This window comes from Janthinobacterium sp. MP5059B, from assembly GCF_001758645.1.
GTDB lineage: Bacteria > Pseudomonadota > Gammaproteobacteria > Burkholderiales > Burkholderiaceae_D > Janthinobacterium > Janthinobacterium lividum.
On the sequence record NZ_LRHX01000007.1, the window covers coordinates 104,713 to 121,408 of the forward strand.

At 61.9% G+C, this 16,696-nt stretch carries 16 protein-coding genes; 7 read left to right on the top strand and 9 right to left on the bottom strand.

All coding sequences use genetic code 11. The features are described from left to right. Window position 1: 1 nt before the first annotated feature. Window positions 2-1,456: a sensor domain-containing diguanylate cyclase gene (locus JAB1_RS10960; RefSeq protein ID WP_070279963.1), complete on the bottom strand. Its 1,455-nt coding sequence runs from the start codon at window positions 1,454-1,456 to the stop codon at window positions 2-4. Between the two features lie 266 nt (window positions 1,457-1,722). On the opposite strand from JAB1_RS10960, the gene JAB1_RS10965 reads away from it, so the two are divergent. Continuing rightward, complete coding sequence (locus JAB1_RS10965; protein WP_034783761.1) at window positions 1,723-2,085, top strand: hypothetical protein; 363 nt, start codon at window positions 1,723-1,725, stop codon at window positions 2,083-2,085. A 6-nt stretch (window positions 2,086-2,091) separates the two neighbouring features. Here JAB1_RS10965 and JAB1_RS10970 read toward each other — a convergent pair whose 3' ends face one another. After that, complete coding sequence (locus tag JAB1_RS10970; protein ID WP_070279964.1) at window positions 2,092-2,673, bottom strand: molybdopterin-dependent oxidoreductase; 582 nt, start codon at window positions 2,671-2,673, stop codon at window positions 2,092-2,094. Between the two features lie 226 nt (window positions 2,674-2,899). On the opposite strand from JAB1_RS10970, the gene JAB1_RS10975 reads away from it, so the two are divergent. Beyond that, window positions 2,900-3,481 (top strand): porin family protein, encoded by a 582-nt coding sequence (locus JAB1_RS10975; RefSeq protein WP_034783757.1) that lies wholly within the window; start codon window positions 2,900-2,902, stop codon window positions 3,479-3,481. Between the two features lie 186 nt (window positions 3,482-3,667). Here JAB1_RS10975 and ettA read toward each other — a convergent pair whose 3' ends face one another. Beyond that, a complete protein-coding gene (gene ettA, locus JAB1_RS10980; protein WP_034783756.1) occupies window positions 3,668-5,335 on the bottom strand; it encodes an energy-dependent translational throttle protein EttA in 1,668 nt (555 codons plus the stop codon). Window positions 5,336-5,431: 96 nt separating this feature from the next. Next, entirely contained in the window at window positions 5,432-6,316 is an 885-nt protein-coding gene (gene rarD, locus JAB1_RS10985; RefSeq protein ID WP_070279965.1) for an EamA family transporter RarD, read from the bottom strand. Window positions 6,317-6,553: 237 nt separating this feature from the next. On the opposite strand from rarD, the gene JAB1_RS10990 reads away from it, so the two are divergent. Then, window positions 6,554-8,431, top strand: a complete 1,878-nt coding sequence (locus JAB1_RS10990; RefSeq protein ID WP_070258389.1) for a potassium transporter Kup — start codon at window positions 6,554-6,556, stop codon at window positions 8,429-8,431. A gap of 145 nt (window positions 8,432-8,576) precedes the next feature. Then, window positions 8,577-9,053: an FKBP-type peptidyl-prolyl cis-trans isomerase gene (locus JAB1_RS10995; protein ID WP_070258391.1), complete on the top strand. Its 477-nt coding sequence runs from the start codon at window positions 8,577-8,579 to the stop codon at window positions 9,051-9,053. A 66-nt stretch (window positions 9,054-9,119) separates the two neighbouring features. Here JAB1_RS10995 and JAB1_RS11000 read toward each other — a convergent pair whose 3' ends face one another. Both JAB1_RS11000 and JAB1_RS11005 read right to left on the bottom strand, forming a co-directional pair. Beyond that, entirely contained in the window at window positions 9,120-9,791 is a 672-nt protein-coding gene (locus tag JAB1_RS11000; protein ID WP_070279966.1) for a diphthine--ammonia ligase, read from the bottom strand. Further along, window positions 9,788-10,264 carry a GNAT family N-acetyltransferase gene (locus JAB1_RS11005; RefSeq protein WP_070279967.1) on the bottom strand — a complete coding sequence of 159 codons (477 nt, stop codon included), beginning with the start codon at window positions 10,262-10,264 and terminating at the stop codon, window positions 9,788-9,790. The genes JAB1_RS11000 and JAB1_RS11005 overlap by 4 nt, the downstream gene beginning before the upstream one ends. A gap of 145 nt (window positions 10,265-10,409) precedes the next feature. Between JAB1_RS11005 and JAB1_RS11010 the strand changes: the two genes are divergently transcribed. Further along, window positions 10,410-11,105, top strand: a complete 696-nt coding sequence (locus JAB1_RS11010; protein ID WP_139144526.1) for a PEP-CTERM sorting domain-containing protein — start codon at window positions 10,410-10,412, stop codon at window positions 11,103-11,105. A 103-nt stretch (window positions 11,106-11,208) separates the two neighbouring features. Here the strand turns inward: JAB1_RS11010 and JAB1_RS11015 are convergent, their stop codons facing one another. Then, on the bottom strand, window positions 11,209-11,634 hold the full coding sequence (locus tag JAB1_RS11015; protein ID WP_070279969.1) for an organic hydroperoxide resistance protein: 426 nt from the start codon (window positions 11,632-11,634) through the stop codon (window positions 11,209-11,211). 285 nt (window positions 11,635-11,919) lie between these two features. On the opposite strand from JAB1_RS11015, the gene JAB1_RS11020 reads away from it, so the two are divergent. Further along, a complete protein-coding gene (locus tag JAB1_RS11020) occupies window positions 11,920-13,185 on the top strand; it encodes a histidine kinase (RefSeq protein WP_070279970.1) in 1,266 nt (421 codons plus the stop codon). Next, the gene (locus tag JAB1_RS11025; protein ID WP_139144527.1) at window positions 13,172-13,954 is read left to right on the top strand and encodes a LytTR family DNA-binding domain-containing protein; all 783 of its coding nucleotides are present in this window, start codon (window positions 13,172-13,174) and stop codon (window positions 13,952-13,954) included. Before JAB1_RS11020 ends, JAB1_RS11025 begins: the two co-directional genes overlap by 14 nt. A 6-nt stretch (window positions 13,955-13,960) precedes the next feature. On the opposite strand, the gene JAB1_RS11030 is transcribed toward JAB1_RS11025, so the two are convergent. After that, a complete protein-coding gene (locus tag JAB1_RS11030) occupies window positions 13,961-15,004 on the bottom strand; it encodes a histone deacetylase family protein (RefSeq protein WP_070258399.1) in 1,044 nt (347 codons plus the stop codon). A 28-nt stretch (window positions 15,005-15,032) separates the two neighbouring features. Beyond that, on the bottom strand, window positions 15,033-16,634 hold the full coding sequence (gene gshA / locus JAB1_RS11035; RefSeq protein WP_070279972.1) for a glutamate--cysteine ligase: 1,602 nt from the start codon (window positions 16,632-16,634) through the stop codon (window positions 15,033-15,035). Between the last annotated feature and the right edge of the window lie 62 nt (window positions 16,635-16,696).

Here is a 16,696-nt window from a genome sequence, read left to right on the forward strand (position 1 = left end):
CTCAGGCGGCGTGCATGCCGTTGCGGCCGTGCTGCTTGGCCTGATACAGCGCGCTGTCTGCGCGCGAAAAGAAGGCCGATTCGCTTTCCTCTGGCCGGTACTCGGCCACGCCCAGGCTGATCGTCACGGGTACCTGCGGTTCGGGCAAGCCGAAATCGTGGCCTTCGATGGCGGCGCGCAGGTTTTCCGCCACTTCCGCCGCTTTGGCCAGGTTGCAGTTATTCAGCAGCACCAGGTATTCCTCGCCGCCCCAGCGCGTGATGACGTCGCTTTCGCGCACGGTGGCACGCGCCACGTCGGCCACGCCACGGATGACCTTGTCACCCCACAGGTGGCCGTGCGTATCGTTGACGCGCTTGAAGAAATCGATGTCGAACAGGATGGCGGACATCGGTTGCTCGTTGCGCCTGGACAAGAGCATGGCGCGCTGGAACAGCAATTCCAGCGATTGGCGATTCAATAGTCCTGTCAGCGCATCCGTCGAGGCGATGCGCTCGATGCGGCGCTGGTAGCGGTTCACCGTCAGCAAGGTCAGCACCAGTACCAGCAGGGTGACGCCAAAGCTGATGGCCAGGTTGAGGATGAAGACGCGCTGCAGCGACTGGACTTCGTCGCTGACGTTCTGCTCGACCACCAGGTACCAGCCCAGTTCGGGAATGAAACGCGAGTTGACGAGGATTTGCGCGTGGCCCAGCTGGTACGACAGATGCGTCGGTTCGCTCTGGTGGTTGATGATCTGGTCGGCAATGGCGTTCACGCCGGGCAGGCTGCGGATGTTGCCGTGCCCGTTGCGCATGGTCTTGCCCGCCAACACCAGGGCGCCGGCGCCATCGACAAAATAGATGTTGCGGTGAAAGCGCGCCTGGTAGCGGTCGATGATGTGGCTCATGGTGTCCAGAGTCAGGCCGATGCCGGTGGCGCCGATGAACCGGCCGTCGTAGTCGAGTACGCGGTGGTTGATGAAGATGGTCATGCTGTCGCGGTTGGCCATGTCCACGTCGACATTCGTTTCATAGTCGCTGTTTTCCATGGCGCGCACGCGGTAGTACCAGATGTCGCGCGTCGCCTGCGGGCTGACGGATTTCAGCGTGCCTTCCGCGTAATAATATTTGCTGCTCTTGTCCGAGACGAGAAAGCTGGTGATGGCGCCGTATTTCTTCTTGACTTCGGCCAGGTAGCGCACGATCTGTTCCGGCTTGTTTTCGCCGGCGAGTATCCAGTCGCGCACGAAGGTATCGTGCGCCATCAGCGAGGAAATGAAGACGGGGCGCAGCATGTCCTTCTGGATTTCGGAATAGATATTGTCGCCCGTCAGCGGCAAGGTCTGGTCGGCGATGCCATGTTCGATGGTCTGGCGCGACGCCAGGTAGCTGGCCAGGCTGGTGGCCATGAAGCCCGCGCCCAGGATCAGGGTCAGGAGGATGAGCAGGCGGTACTTGATCGACAGAAGACGCATGGAGACGAGGAGTGGCCGGCGGGAAGGCAATCGTGACGCAAGCCAAAAGTATGCAGCAGGGCGGGTATTGGCGCAATGATAACTGGATTTATTGACAATTTACCTTGGTGAACGCGACAAGATAACCACGACTTACCAAATAAAAGTGCCGATTTGTCGACAAAGATGCAAATTAGCAATAAGATTTGACGAGGGGGAATCATTGCGCACCGCCCCTGTCTTGCCGCCCGTTTCAGGCGCGGGACATTACGCGCAGGGAGTGTTGTATGTTATTTTTAAAGAGTACGTCTGTCAGCAAGGCCCCCGGCATCTACGAGGTCGACATCGCCGCCAAGCCGCCTGGCAAGACCTTCGGCATTTTTCTCGCCACCGATCCCGACCATCCACCATTGGCTTTGCTGGGGCAATTGAAGGCGCTCGGCTTCGAGAACACCTATAGTTCGCCCTACCTGCACAAGGATGCGGGCAAGGTGCTGGACCTGCATTTCCAGAAGGATGGCACGGATATCTTCAAGGGCTGGAAAACCGAGGAGTGCACGCACAACCTGGCGGCCATCACGGCCCTGTTCGAGGAGCATGGCATTGCCATCGCCCCGCGCGTCATGTCGATGGCGGAAGCCTACGCTTAATTTGCTTCAGCCTACCTCCACGCCGATGTGATACAGCGCCCACGGGCAGCTGGTGTAGCGTTCGGCCAGGGGCAGCGCCGCCACGGCCGCGATGCGGTCCGCATCGTGGATCGCCCATAGCGGTCCCAGGCCGCCCAGCGCCATCGCCTGCCCGTCCAGGTGGGTGGCGACAATAAAACGCTGTGTGCGCGCCTGTGCCATGGTCAGCGCTGCCGCATAGCCATCCACGGCGCGCAGCAGCAGCCGCACGGCATCTTCCTCAGGCGCGCCCGCCGCCTTCAATACATCGACCAGCAGCGGCCCGCGCAGGGCATGCGCCTTGCCATCGTATTCCAGGGTGGGGTGGATGGTGCGTGCCGGCAAGTTCGCCAGCGCCGCGAAGTCGAAGGCGCGCGCCCGTTCGAAACTGATCTTTTGCTTGTGCATCATCTGGTCGCGCACGGCGTCGAACGGGCCCCGGTTCGGCTTGTCGATGCTGCCTGTGATGGTCAGCAGGGCCGGACCGCGCAGGCCGGCGGGTGCCGCCCTGCTTATGGCGGGCAGGGCGCTGGCAGCCATGGCGGCGGCGAGAAACTGGCGTTTGTGCATGCACTTCTCCTCTGGACTGAAAATCGCTAATGTTCTTAAGTCTATCTTAAGTTCGCTTAACAGTGCGCATTTTACGGTTATTGTCAGTTTGGAATGTTGGCTTACATCTTGTCACAGTTCTTACGGAATGGAGAAAGACGTAGCTTTTTTCGGCTGTTATTGTGTAGTCATCGCACTTCGCTGAACTGCGAATCCAGGCAAGTCAACTAATTGAGAGAGAGAGAACATGATGAAGAAGAAAATCCTGTTTGCAATGATCGCTTCCGTTACCGCACTGACCGGCATGAGCGCCGCACACGCCGAAGGCGCCTATGTGGGTGCTGGCGTCACGGGCAACCGTTATAACTTCGATATTCCTGGCGCCACCAGCGCCGATAATCACAGCGGCTACAAGGCCGGTGCCAAGATCTTCGCCGGTTACGATTTCGATAAAACCTGGGCGGTCGAGGGCGGCTACGCCGATTTCGGCAGCAAGGATTACAGCTATGTCACTGGCGCCGGCAACGGTTCCGTGAAAAGCGATTCGCACGGCTACTATCTGGCCGGCAAGGCCACCATGCCCGTGACCGACAAGGTTGGTGTATTCGGCAAGCTCGGCGTGGCCAAGGTCAAGAACAGCTTGAGCGGCACCGGCCTGTCGACCGGCATCAGCGGCAACGACAAGACGGGCGTGTACGCTTCCCTCGGTGCACAGTATGCGATCAACGAGAAAGTCTCGCTGACGGCGGAAGTGGAACACTTCGGCAAGAGCGCCGACCAGGGCCGCAAGGCCACCGGCCTCGCTTTGGGCGCACGCTACAACTTCTAAAAACCTACTGCGCGGCACGCTTTGCGGCCTCCGATGCTCACTGCCTCGGCGGCCCCGTGCTGTAGCACAGCTCCGCTTCTCAGCCACAATTCGTTGCCGCTCGCTACGGTTTTAAAAACTGGAAGTTTGCTGAAAAAAAAGGCAGTTACCGCGAGGTAACTGCCTTTTTGCATGGCCGGACCGAAATTACGTGGTCAACGGCTTGTAGCGGATACGTTTTGGTTTCGCGCCTTCTTCGCCCAGGCGTTTCTTCTTGTCGGCTTCGTACTCTTGATAGTTGCCGTCAAAGAAGGTGACCTGCGAGTTGCCTTCGAATGCCAGGATATGCGTGGCGATACGGTCGAGGAACCAGCGATCATGGGAAATGACCATGACGCTGCCGGCAAATTCCAGCAAGGCGTCTTCCAGTGCGCGCAAGGTTTCCACGTCCAGATCGTTCGATGGTTCATCGAGCAGCAGGACGTTGCCGCCCATCAGCAGGGTTTTCGCCAGGTGCAGACGGCCACGCTCACCGCCGGACAGGTTGCCGACCATTTTTTGCTGGTCCGAACCCTTGAAGTTGAAGCGGCCCAGATAGGCGCGCGACGGCATTTCAAAGCGGCCCACAGTCAGCATGTCGGCGCCGCCGGACACATCTTCAAAGACGGACTTGTTGTCGGCCAGCGAATCGCGGTTCTGGTCGACGATGGACACGCGTGCCGTCTGGCCGATGGCCACTTCGCCGCTGTCCGGCTGTTCCTTGCCGGTGATCATCTTGAACAGGGTCGACTTACCGGCGCCGTTGGGGCCGATGATGCCGACGATGGCGCCTGGCGGCACGGTAAAACTCAGGTTATCGATCAGCAAACGGTCGCCGAACGCTTTCGACACGTTCTTGAACTCGATGACGTCATTGCCCAGGCGTTCGGCCACGGGAATGAAGATTTCCTGCGTTTCATTGCGTTTCTGGTATTCGTGCTCGGACAACTCGTTGAAGCGGGCCAGGCGGGCTTTTGATTTGGCCTGACGCGCTTTCGGGTTCTGGCGCGACCATTCCAATTCCTTCTGCAGCGCCTTCTGGCGCGCCGATTCCGTCGATTCTTCCTGCTTCAGGCGGGCTTGCTTCTGCTCCAGCCAGGTCGAGTAGTTACCCTTCCATGGAATGCCGCTGCCGCGGTCCAGTTCCAGGATCCACTCTGCCGCGTTGTCGAGGAAGTAGCGGTCATGGGTGATGGCCACCACGGTGCCGGGGAAGCGCAGCAGGAATTGTTCCAGCCAGTCGACCGATTCCGCATCCAGATGGTTGGTCGGTTCGTCGAGCAGCAGCATGTCGGGTTTCGACAGCAGCAGCTTGCACAGTGCCACGCGGCGCTTTTCACCGCCGGACAGCACGCCGACCTTGGCGTCCCATGGCGGCAGGCGCAGCGCGTCGGCGGCCATTTCCAGCTGCAGATTCAAATTGCCGCCGTCGGAAGTCGAGATGATCGCTTCCAGGCGTGCCTGTTCCGTGGCCAGGGCGTCGAAATCGGCGTCTTCCTCGGCATACGCGGCGTACACGGCTTCCAGCTTGGCTTGCGCCTCAAATACTTCGCCCAGGCCCGACTCGACTTCCTGGCGCACGGTCTTTTCCGGGTCCAGCTGCGGTTCCTGCGGCAGGTAGCCGATGTTCAGGCCCGGCATCGGCACGGCTTCGCCCTGGATGTCGGTGTCGATGCCTGCCATGATTTTCAGCAGGGTCGATTTGCCGGAGCCGTTCAGGCCCAGTACGCCGATCTTCGCGCCTGGGAAGAAGGAGAGGGAAATATCTTTCAGAATCTGGCGTTTGGGCGGGACGATTTTGCCCACGCGATTCATGGTGTAGACGTAATTTGCCATTAGAAATCTCGGGTGATATACAAAGACGGACAGGATACGGTAAACGCCCGCTTCCGGCCAGCGCTGCGCGCTGCGGAAACGGGTTCCAGGGCAAGACTAGGCGGCGGCGCGCGCCTTGCGGGCCGTCCACAGGCCCTCGGCCGCATACAGGGCCAGCGCCGTCCAGATGACGAGGAAGCCCAGCATGCGCTCGGGCGTGAACGACTCGTGGAAGACCCACACGCCGATCAGCAGCTGGCCCGTGGGGGCGATGTATTGCAGCAGCCCCAGCACGGCCAGCGGCAGGCGGCGCGCACCGGCGGCAAACAGCAGCAGGGGAATGGCCGTGATGGGGCCGGACGCCAGCAGCAGCGCGCGCGTGGCGGTGGAGTCTGTATTGACGAAGCCGCTCTGGCCATGCCAGCCCAGCCACAGCATATAGGCCAGCGCCAGGGGGAACAGAATCAATGTCTCGAACGACAAGCCTTCGAGCGCGCCCAGCGCGGCCGTCTTGCGCAGCAAGCCATAGCCGCCGAAGGTGGCCGCCAGCAGCAGGGCGATCCACGGCACCTGCCCCGCCTGCCAGGTGAGCCAGGCCACGCCGCAGGCTGCCAGGCCGATGGCCAGCCACTGCAGGCGGCGCAGGCGCTCGTGCAGCAGCAAAAAGCCCAGCATGACATTGATCAGGGGCGTAATGAAGTAGCCGAGGCTGGCGTCGACCACGTGGCCGTTGTTGACGGCCCAGATATAGATGAACCAGTTGGCGGACAGCAAGAACGCACTGGCCACGAAGCTGGCCACCACCCTGGGCTGCGCTTTCAGGCTGCCCAGCCAGCTCCACTGCCGGCGCACGGTCAGCACGACGCCCAGGAACAACAGCGACCAGACCATGCGGTGCGCCAGGATTTCCTGTGGCGCGATCTCGCCGATGGCGTGAAAGTACAGGGGGAACAGGCCCCAGCAGAGGAAGGCGAGGGAGGCGTAGAGCATGCCTGGATTCATGATGGGCTTCGCTGGAGAGTAGACAGTCTGTCATTATGGCTGAAAACATCGGGGGCTGCCCGGCGCCGCTGGCGAGGCGTAGAATGGCAACAAATTAATGCCGCAAGCCCGCGCAGCAAGGCGGAGCGGCACAAAACCACGACTTTGGGGCAGCTGCGGAACCATGCAAAAATACTCTTGCTATTTGCTAATACCTATCATATTGTGCGATGCAACAAAACAAAAACGGGTGCAACCTTGACGTCGGAACATAAAAAAAGCGGCCTTGCCGGCATGACGCTGGCGGCCGTGGGCATCGTTTACGGCGATATCGGCACCAGTCCGCTGTACACCCTGAAGACCGTCTTTGACCCGGCCCACGGCCTGCTGCTCTCGCACGAGAACCTGCTGGGCATCGTCTCGCTGATTTTCTGGGGCCTGACCCTGATCGTCTCGCTCAAGTACGTGACCTTGGTGTTGCGTGCCGACAACCGCGGCGAGGGCGGCATCATGGCCCTGATGGCGCTGGTGCTGTCGTCCGTCAGCCGCCTGTCGCGCTGGCATTTCCCGCTGATGGTGATCGGCGTCTTCGGCGCCACCCTGTTCTATGGCGACAGCGTGATCACGCCGGCCATTTCCGTGCTGTCGGCGATCGAAGGTCTGGAAGTGGCCACGCCCGCCTTCAGTCCGTATGTGGTGCCGCTGACGATGGTGGTGCTGGTGGCGCTGTACTCGGTGCAGTCGCACGGCACGGCCGGCATCGGCCGCTATTTTGCCCCCATCATGGTGCTGTGGTTTGCCGCGCTGGCGGGCATGGGCGTGGTCAACATCATCAAGTCGCCGGCCATCCTGGCCGCACTCAATCCCCTGCACGCCGCCACTTTCCTGATGAATAACGGCTTTGTCGCCTTCGTTGCCCTGGGCGCCGTGGTGCTGGCGCTGACGGGTGCCGAGGCGCTGTACGCCGACATGGGCCATTTCGGCAAGAAGCCTATCCGCCTGGCCTGGTTCCTGATCGCCTTTCCCGCGCTGGCGCTGAACTACCTGGGACAGGGCGGCTTGCTGCTGGCGCATCCGGAAGCCGTCTCGAATCCGTTTTACCAGCAGCTGGGCGCGTGGAGCGTGTATCCGCTGGTGATCCTGTCGACCATGGCCACCGTGATCGCCTCGCAGGCGACCATTTCCGGCACCTTCTCGATGACCAAGCAAGCGATCGCGCTGGGCTTCTTGCCGCGCATGCGCGTGCGCCACACGTCGGAAAGCGAAATCGGGCAGATCTACATTCCCGCCGTGAACTGGCTGCAGCTGGCCGTGGTGCTGCTGGCCGTCATCGGCTTCGGTTCCTCGGAAAACCTGGCCGCCGCCTACGGCATTGCCGTGACGGCCACCATGCTGTCGACCACCATCCTGACTTTCTTCGTCATCCGCTACCGCTGGAAGATGAACCTGGCCCTGTGCTGGGCCGCCACGGGCTTTTTCCTGATCATTGACGTCAACCTGGTGTCGGCCACGGCGCTGAAACTGTTCCACGGCGGCTGGTTCCCGCTGCTGCTGGGCTCGATTTTGTTCATCGTCATGCTGACCTGGAAGCGGGGCCGCCAGCTGGTATTCCAGAACCTGGAAAAGCATGCGATTCCGCTCGATGATTTCCTTTCGTCGCTGTTCATCGCGCCGCCGCTGCGCGTGCCCGGCACGGCCATCTTCCTGCGTGGCGAAACGGATGGCGTGCCGCATGCGCTGCTGCATAACTTGCTGCACAACAAAGTGTTGCATGAGCGGGTGATCTTCCTGACCGTCTTCATGCATGAAGAGCCGTGGGTGGCGCCTTCCGAGCGCGTGCGCGTGGTGGACCTGGGCCACCAGTGCTACCAGGTGAATGTGCATTACGGCTTCAAGGATGAACCGGACATTCCGGCCGCGCTGGCGCAGTGCGCCGAGCAGGGACTGGATTTCGAGATGATGGAAACGTCGTTCTTCATCGCGCGCCAGACCATCATTTCGACGCCGGGCGCCGGCATGATGCCATGGCGCGAGCACCTGTTCGTCACCATGTCGCGCAATGCGCGCACGGCGGCCGACTACTATCAGATCCCGAGCAACCGGGTGATCGAACTGGGCACGCAGGTAGAAATATAGATATTGTGTCAACGTTGCATCGGGACACAGTTACTGCCTTGTTTACGTCTGCTTACAAATGGGCTACGCGAGTCCTGTTAAACTCCAGCCCGTACCGGTCCGCACCGTACGGGCTTAGCCACACACCAATATTTAAAGGGAAACCATGAAATCGGTATTTCAAATGATCGCCACCCTCGCTTGCGCCGTGGCCCTGACCGCTTGCGGCGCTGCTGCCAACACCGAGAAGCCGGTCGTGCTTGACCCGAACACGCAAGTGAAAGAATTCGCCTTTCCCGACCTGGTGAAAGGCACCGGCACGGCCGCCGCGGCGGGCGATACCTTGACGGTGGTCTACACGGGCTGGCTGTACGACGCGAGCAAGCCGGACGGCAAAGGCGTGCAATTCGACGCGTCTCCTTCTCTCTCCGGTTATACGTTTATCCTGGGTATCGGCAAACATATCCTGGGCTGGGACCGTGGCATGGTCGGCATGCAGGAAGGCGGCACGCGCCGCCTGCTCATTCCGTATGACCTGGGCTATGGCGTGAGCGGCACCCGTGACGCGACGGGTGCTGTGGTGATCCCGCCTTACGCCGGTCTGGTGTTCGACATCACGCTGCGAAAAGTGGAGAAAAAGTAAGCACGCGCAAGGTGCACGGACAAAGGGCGACTCCATGGAGTCGCCCTTTTTGCTTTTGCGGCCAATTCAAACTGGCGCCAGTTCCTGGAAGTAGTAGGTGGCGCCGCCCAGATTGGCTGGCGCGTCATATTGCAGCACTTGCGTGCGGCGCAGCGCCACCGGTGCACTGAAGGCGGGGCCGTCGTAGACGAAGGTGTGGAATTCGCCGTTTTCGCCGCAGGCGTCGACGCCGGGCGGCAGGTCGGCGAGGAAGGCGGCGTCGAACTCGCGCCCGCAAAATGCGCGCGGCAAGTGCTGGCCATTGATGCACACGACGATGGCCTTGAAGCCGGCGGCAAGGAACTCATCGACCAGCGCGCGGCGATCCTCACCCCACAGGGGCAGGTGGGCCGTCAGACCGGCGCTGGCGCAGACTTTTTCCTCCCAGTCGCGGTGCGGCTGCAAGTCGATGTCGCCGAAGATGGCGTGGGCGATGCCTTCGTCTTTCGCCGCGCGCAGCATGGCGATGAATTGCTCTTCGTAGCTGGCCCAGCTGGCGTGATAGCGCTGCAGGCGCGCGCCCAGGCTGGCTGCCTGCGCCTCGAGCAGCGCGGGCGGCACGCCGTGCGAGCGCGACTTGCGGCCGTCTTCATCCATGGCCGTGATCAACAGCGGCACGCTCGTGCCGGCGTTGCGCGCGCGCCACAGGGCCAGGCAGGAATCCTTGCCGCCGCTCCAGGAAATGAGGGCCGTCGTCATGCCGCCGCTCCCGGCGGCACCGCGCGCAGCATGTCGACGTGCTGTATGCCGTCTTCATCGTAGGGCGCGCTGACGGTGACAAAGCCGAAGGACTGGTAGAAGCGCTCCAGATATTGCTGGGCGCCGATGCGGATGGCGTGGCCAGGGTGCTGGCGTTCCGCGCGTGCGATGCCTTCCGCCAGCAGATGCTTGCCCGCGCCCGTGGTGCGCGCCTCGGGCGCCGTCAGCACGCGGCCCAGCGACATTTCCACATACTTGGCGCCGGGCGCCAGCACGCGCAGGTACGCGGCCAGCCGGCGCTGGCCATCGGCCGTTTGCCAGCCCAGCAAATGCATGGCTTGCTGGTCATGGCCATCGAGGTCCGGGTAAATGCACTGCTGTTCGATGACGAACACGCGCTGGCGCAAGGCCAGCACCTGGTACAAATCGTGGGGGCCGAGTTCGTCGAACGTGTTCCATTGCCAAGTGATCATGCGCCATCCTTGATTGAGAGTGGCCGTGATTTTACCGGCTTCGGAGCCCGGATGTTGACTAGCTGGCGCACAAGAGCAGCGTGGTGTTACGTGCCACTAGCGAATTGCAAGCTTTTTTCTACGCTCTGCAGCAAGCCGCAGTTGGATGGATATTGCAAATATGCTAATATCATTATGGCAAGTGACTGTCACTTGTAATTTGGGCACCGGCCTGAATTCCCTTGAAAATGTTCTGCAAAAATACGAGGAAGCTATGAAAAAGAAGCTGTTATGCGCCGCCCTATTTGTCGCCGGGATTTCTTCGGCCCATGCCGAAGTGACGACGTGGAGTTTTGTTTATCAAGGTTTTGTCGATGCGGCTACCGGCTTGTTCGATCCACAGGTGAAGTTCACTGGGAGTTTCACCGGGGAAGACCGTAATCTGGACGGTGTTATTGCATTTGATGAGCTCAGCTATTTTGAATCTCAGGGCATCACGTTCTTGTCTGACAAGGCAGAACCGGACTTTGGCGGATGCGGCACTCCCTATTTGAGGTGCCAAGTGGAGAAATTCAATTATGCACTGACGGGTAATCTTGATTACACCGTCGCCACGAACGGTGCTGACGAATTTGGTATCTACTGGTGGTATAGCCGCGCCGATACCGGCAGTTTTTTCCACACCGGCGGAGGCAATGTACCCTCGAACTTAGCGTGGGTAAATCAATATAATTGGTCCGACCAGACGAGCTTTAGCATTTCGCCAGCGCCAGTCCCCGAACCAGCGGTCGCGCTGATGTTGCCTGCGGGCTTGGCGCTCATGTACTTGACACGACTGCGCCGGCGTAAAAATTTCATTTGACCAAGTTGGTCTTGCATTCAGGCAGCCGGCGTTGGCACGCCAAAAAAATTCCCGGCAGCTTTGCGCGGCCGGGGAGGGGCGGATGACGGGTGTTGCCGTCCGATTACACGATTGTCAAGGTGACGTCGATGTTGCCGCGCGTGGCGTTCGAGTAAGGGCACACGATGTGGGCGGCGGCGACCAGCGCTTCGGCGGCGGCGCGTTCCATGCCTGGCAGCGAAATTTTCAGTTCCACTTCGATGCCGAAGCCCGTCTCGATGGCGCCGATGCCGACGTGGCCTTCGATGGACAGGTCCGCTGGCAGGGCGATCTTGTCGCGGCCGCCGACGAATTTCATGGCGCCGATGAAGCAGGCCGAGTAGCCGGCAGCGAACAGTTGTTCCGGATTGGTGCCGACGGCGCCATTGCCGCCCAGTTCTTTTGGCGTGGTCAGCTTGATGTCCAGCACATTGTCGGACGACACGGCACGGCCTTCGCGGCCTCCGGTGGCGGTAGCTTGAGCGCGGTACAGGACTTGTTTGATCGACATGATGGTTTTCCTCGGTGAGTTAAATAGTTAACGACTAAATAGTGTGCTACTTGTTTCGTGGGCTGGTGCCCCAGGATGCCCGTCTGAAGAAGCGATTTGCGGCGTCCATGTACACAATATATATCGCGCGCTATTTAATTGCAAGCGATTTTATTTGCGCGTGGCGCGAATTGAAGCTTTATTTTCTTGCCTTTGTCGCCAGTATTGCCCTTCCATCGCATAATGGCCACCGCCGGTGGGGCCGGTGGTTATGCTTGGCCCCACTTCACACCCCAAGGAAAAATCATGACTAGCCTCTTCTTTATCCTGCGCATCACCCTGGCCACGATGGTCACCTACATCATCGCCACGGCGATCCTGGTCGAGAATTTCCTGCGCTATATCTTCGGGCGGACGGAAGGCTTTTTTGTCATCGTTGGGGCGCTGCTGGCCAGCGCCGTCATCACGAATGCGTTTTCGCACGTGCGGCGCGTGCGCCTGATCGCCGGCACCGTCAATGCCGGCACCTTGTCGAGCCGCCAGCGGCGCCAGATCGAGATCCCGTTCGAGGCGGGCGAAGCGTTCGACATGATCGACGCGGCCATCCGCGAACTGCCGGGCAGCGAAGTGGTCGAAAGCGCGCGCGACAGCCTGCAGGTGCAGGCCCGCGTGCGCCGCGCCGCACCCTACACGCACACGGGCTTGCCCCGCATGCGCTTGCTGAGCTTCATTGAACCGCGGCCGAACCAGATTCTCGCCACCGTGACGCCGAATGGCGAGGCGGGCAGCGTGACCCTGATCTGCGAGCCGGCGCGCAATGCCTGGACCGACTGGTTCCTCGTCGACCATGGCAGCAACCTGGAAAACGCGGAAGCGGTGACGCGGGCGATGACGCGCCGGGTGGCGCAGCGCCGCCGCGGCGAGCAGGCCGAGGCGCGCCAGACGGTGACGGAAAAGGAACTCACGGTGGCCAAACTGAGCCTGCTGCACGCGCAGGTGGAACCGCACTTCCTGTACAACACCCTGGCCAGCGCGCAGCTGCTCACGCGCAGCGATCCCGTGCGTGCCGACGAGATGCTGGGTAATCTGATCCTGTACCTGCGCCACTCGCTGCCGCGCACGGAGCAAGCCATGTCGACCCTGGGCACGGAACTGGAACGGGCGCGCGCCTACCTCGATATCCTGAAAATCCGCATGGGTGGACGCCTGAACCTGCAGATCGAAGTACCGCAATACCTGCGCCAGGCGGAGCTGCCGCCGATGATGCTGCAAACCCTGGTGGAAAACGCCATCAAGCACGGCCTGGAGCCGAAAAGCGGCGGCGGCACCATCTGGATCATGGCGCGCAGCGGCGACGGCACGGTGATCGTCACGGTGGCCGACGACGGCAAGGGCTTCAGCGACGATGGCGCCGGCACGGGTATTGGTTTACGCAATGTGCGCGAACGCCTGCGCCTGACCTATGGCGCGGCCGCGTCGTTTTCCATCCTCGCCAATTTCCCCGATGGCGTGACGGCCACCATCACGGTGCCCGACAGCACGGCGCAAGGAGTATCGTATGCATCAGCCTGAGATGACTTGCGTCATCGCCGAAGATGAAACCCTGCTGCGCGATGCGCTCGTGGCCCTGCTGGCCGAAGAGTGGCCCAACTTGCGCATCGTCGCCGCCTGCGACGACGGCGGCGCGGCGCTCGACGCCATCGCCACGCATCAGCCCGACATCGCCTTCCTCGACATCCGCATGCCGGGCTTGACGGGGCTGGAAGTGGCGGCCGGCGCGCTCGAAGCGAGTCCCGCCACGCAGGTGGTGTTCGTCACCGCCTACGACCAGTATGCGATCGATGCCTTTGACAAGGGCGCCGTCGACTATTTATTGAAACCCATAGCCCGCGAGCGCCTGCAAGCGACCGTGCAGCGCGTGCAGGCACGGGCCGGCAAGACCCAGGTGGATGACGGCGCGCTGGCCGGCTTGCTGCAGCAATTGAGCAGCGCCTTGCCGGCGGCCGCCAAGTCGCCGCCGCTGGTCTGGCTGACGGCCAGCAGCGGCAAGGATACGCGGCTGATCATGGTGGAAGACATCGCCTATTTTCAGTCCGACACCAAGTACACGGCCGTCATGACGGCGGAGGGCGAGGCGCTGCTGCGCAAGCCGATCCGCGAACTGCTCGACGTGCTCGACCCGGCCATTTTCAAGCAGATCCACCGCTCCACCATCGTCAACATGAAGATGGTGGCGTCCGTCACGCGCGACGAAGTGGGACGCGGCGCCTTGCGCCTGAAGACGCGGCCGGAAACCCTGGCCGTGAGCCAGCCGTTCATGGCTTTGTTCCGGAATATGTAGACTGACTTAATCGGCTGTCTCGAAACCTTCGAGCACATTGACGACATTGATGCCGATTTCCTTCACCGCGTAGCCCCCTTCGAGGATGAAGGCGGTGGGCAGGTTCAGATGCGCGAGGCGCTCGCCCACGCGCAGGTAGTCGCCGCTTTGCAGGGAGAAGTGCGACAGCGGGTCGCCGGCGAAAGTATCGACACCGAGCGACACCACCAGCGCGTCGGGCGCATACATATTGATGCGCAGGCAGGCCGTTTCCAGCGCGGCGAACCAGCTGGCCGTGCTGCTGCCGGACGGCAGCGGCAGGTTGACGTTGTAGCCGAGCCCGGCGCCGCTGCCTGTTTCATCGGCGTGCCCCAGGTAAAACGGATATTCGCTGCGCGGATCGGCGTGGATGGAGGCGAACAGCACGTCGTCGCGCTGGTAAAAGATGCTTTGCGTGCCGTTGCCGTGGTGGTAATCGATATCGAGGATGGCGACCTTGCGGGCGCCGTCGTCGAGCAAATGCTGCGCGGCCAGGGCCGCGTTGTTGAGAAAACAGTAGCCGCCAAAGAAATCGCTGCCCGCGTGGTGGCCCGGCGGGCGGGTGAGGGCAAACGTTGCCCGCTCGCCCAGGCGCAGCGCGTGGGCCGCGTTGACGGCGCAGTCAGCGCCCGTCTTGGCCGCCGTCCACGTGCCGGCCGTCAGCGGCGTGCCATTGTCCATCGAGTACAGTCCCAGCTTGGCCGTGAAGTCATCCGGTTCGATGTCGCTGCGCAGGGTGCGCACGGGCCACACGGACGGCAAGGCATCCCTGCCCGCATTGTCGGGGTCGAGCGCCAGCCAGTCGTGCCAGGCGTGGCGCAGGAAATGCAGGTAACGGGGCGTGTGGATGCGCTCCAGCGAGGTCAGCGGAACGCCGTGCGGCGTGACGATGCGGCCCAGGTTGCGCCGTCCCAGTTCCGCCACCACCATGTCGGCCCGCTCGGGCGTCTCGAAGCAGGGCACCATGGTGCCGCGAAACATTTCGAAGCGGCCCCGATGCTGGCTGTGCAATTCATTGTAGAAGGTCAGCATGGGGCGCCAGGCAGGAAGTCAGGCAGGATCAGGTGTGCGAACACAGGGTGCTGGCGCGGTAGGCGGCGACGAAATCGTCGAAGCTGCCGGCTGGCGCCGCTTCCATGGCGCGCTGCTCGGCCAGCGAGCTGGCGGCCATCTCGTCGAAATACGCGCTTTGTTCCGGTGTTGCCGGATGCGTGCGGAAATAGGCGGCGTGGCGCTCGCTCTGGCGCAGGCCGAAGGCGGCAAACGAGCCGCCGTTGGCGCGCAGTTCGGCCAGGACCTTTGCCGATGGCGTCGCATCCGGGTCGGCCAGCTTGATGGCTTGCGCCGCCAGGCTGTCCGCGTGCTGCGTGCTGCCAAGGCGCGCGTCCAGCAGGGCCGCCACGGGGGCGATGCGCGCCAGCAATTCCTCGCCCCACGCCTGCAGGGTGATGTCCTCGCCATCGCGGCGCAGGGTCAAGCCCGGCTTGCGGCCTTCCTTCACGGTGCGGGCGAAATTGTTCGTGTAGCAGGCGCTTTGCTCGGCCGAGATGGGAGCGCTGTCGTCGAGCGCGCAGAACAGCAGAAACGCGTCGAGGAAGCGACCCGTTTCCAGGCTGATGCCGACCGGTTCGAACGGGTCGACATCCATGCAGCGCACTTCGATGTATTGCACGCCGCGCAGGCACAGGGCCTGGATCGGGCGCTCGCCCGTGCGGATCACGCGTTTCGGGCGGATGGTCGAATAGTATTCATTTTCGATCTGCAGCACGTTGGTGGACAACTGGATCCACTCGCCCTCTTTTTTTGTTCCCAGCGCTTCGTACGGCGGATACGGGTCGTTGACGGCATGCGTGAGCGCGTTGACGTAATCTTCCAGGCTGTTTTCGTGCGGACGCAGGCCGGACTGGGCATCGTTCTGGTAGCCGAGGTCGCTCATGCGCAGGCTGGTGGCATACGGCAGGAACAAGGTGTCGTCGGACAAGGTGTCGAGCTTGTGCGCGCGGCCGCGCAGGAAACCGGCGGACAGGGCCGGCGAAGCACCGAACAGGTACATCAGCAGCCAGCTGTAGCGGCGGAAATTGCGGATCGTCGCCAGATAGCTTTCCGACTGCACGTCTTTCGGCGTGGCCGCCGTGTGTGTCGGGCTGGCGCTGGTGTCCGGATTGCTGGCCAGCACTTGCCACAGCTGCTCGTCGAGCGAATAGTTGTAATGGATGCCGGCGATGCATTGCATGGCTTTGCCGTAACGCAAGGCCAGGCCGCGCCGGTAGACGTGCTTGAGCATGCCCATGTTCGAGCTGCCGTAGTTGGCGATCGCTATCTCCGCTTCGGGCGGCAGCTGGCACGGCATCGACTGGCTCCACAGCAATTCGTCGCCCAGGCGGCTGTAGGCGTGGCGGTGCACGGTGTCGAGCTTGTCGAGCGTGACGCCGATGTCGGCTTCGGCCGGGGTGATGAATTCGAGCAGCGCTTCGGCGTAGTCGGTGGTGATTTCTGGGTGCGTCAGCGCCGAACCCAGGGCGACGGGGTGGGGCGTGGAAGCCAGATGGCCGGCGTGGTCGACGCGCAGGGTTTCACGCTCGATGCCGCGCAAGCCGCCCAGCAGCGCGCGGTTGGCATCTTCGGTCAGCAATGCCAGGCGGCGAGTCAACAGGTTGGGCAATTTGAGCTTCCTTTCTTGTGCAGCATATAAATAATTTGTGCTGAGATTAACCGAATTTTGGC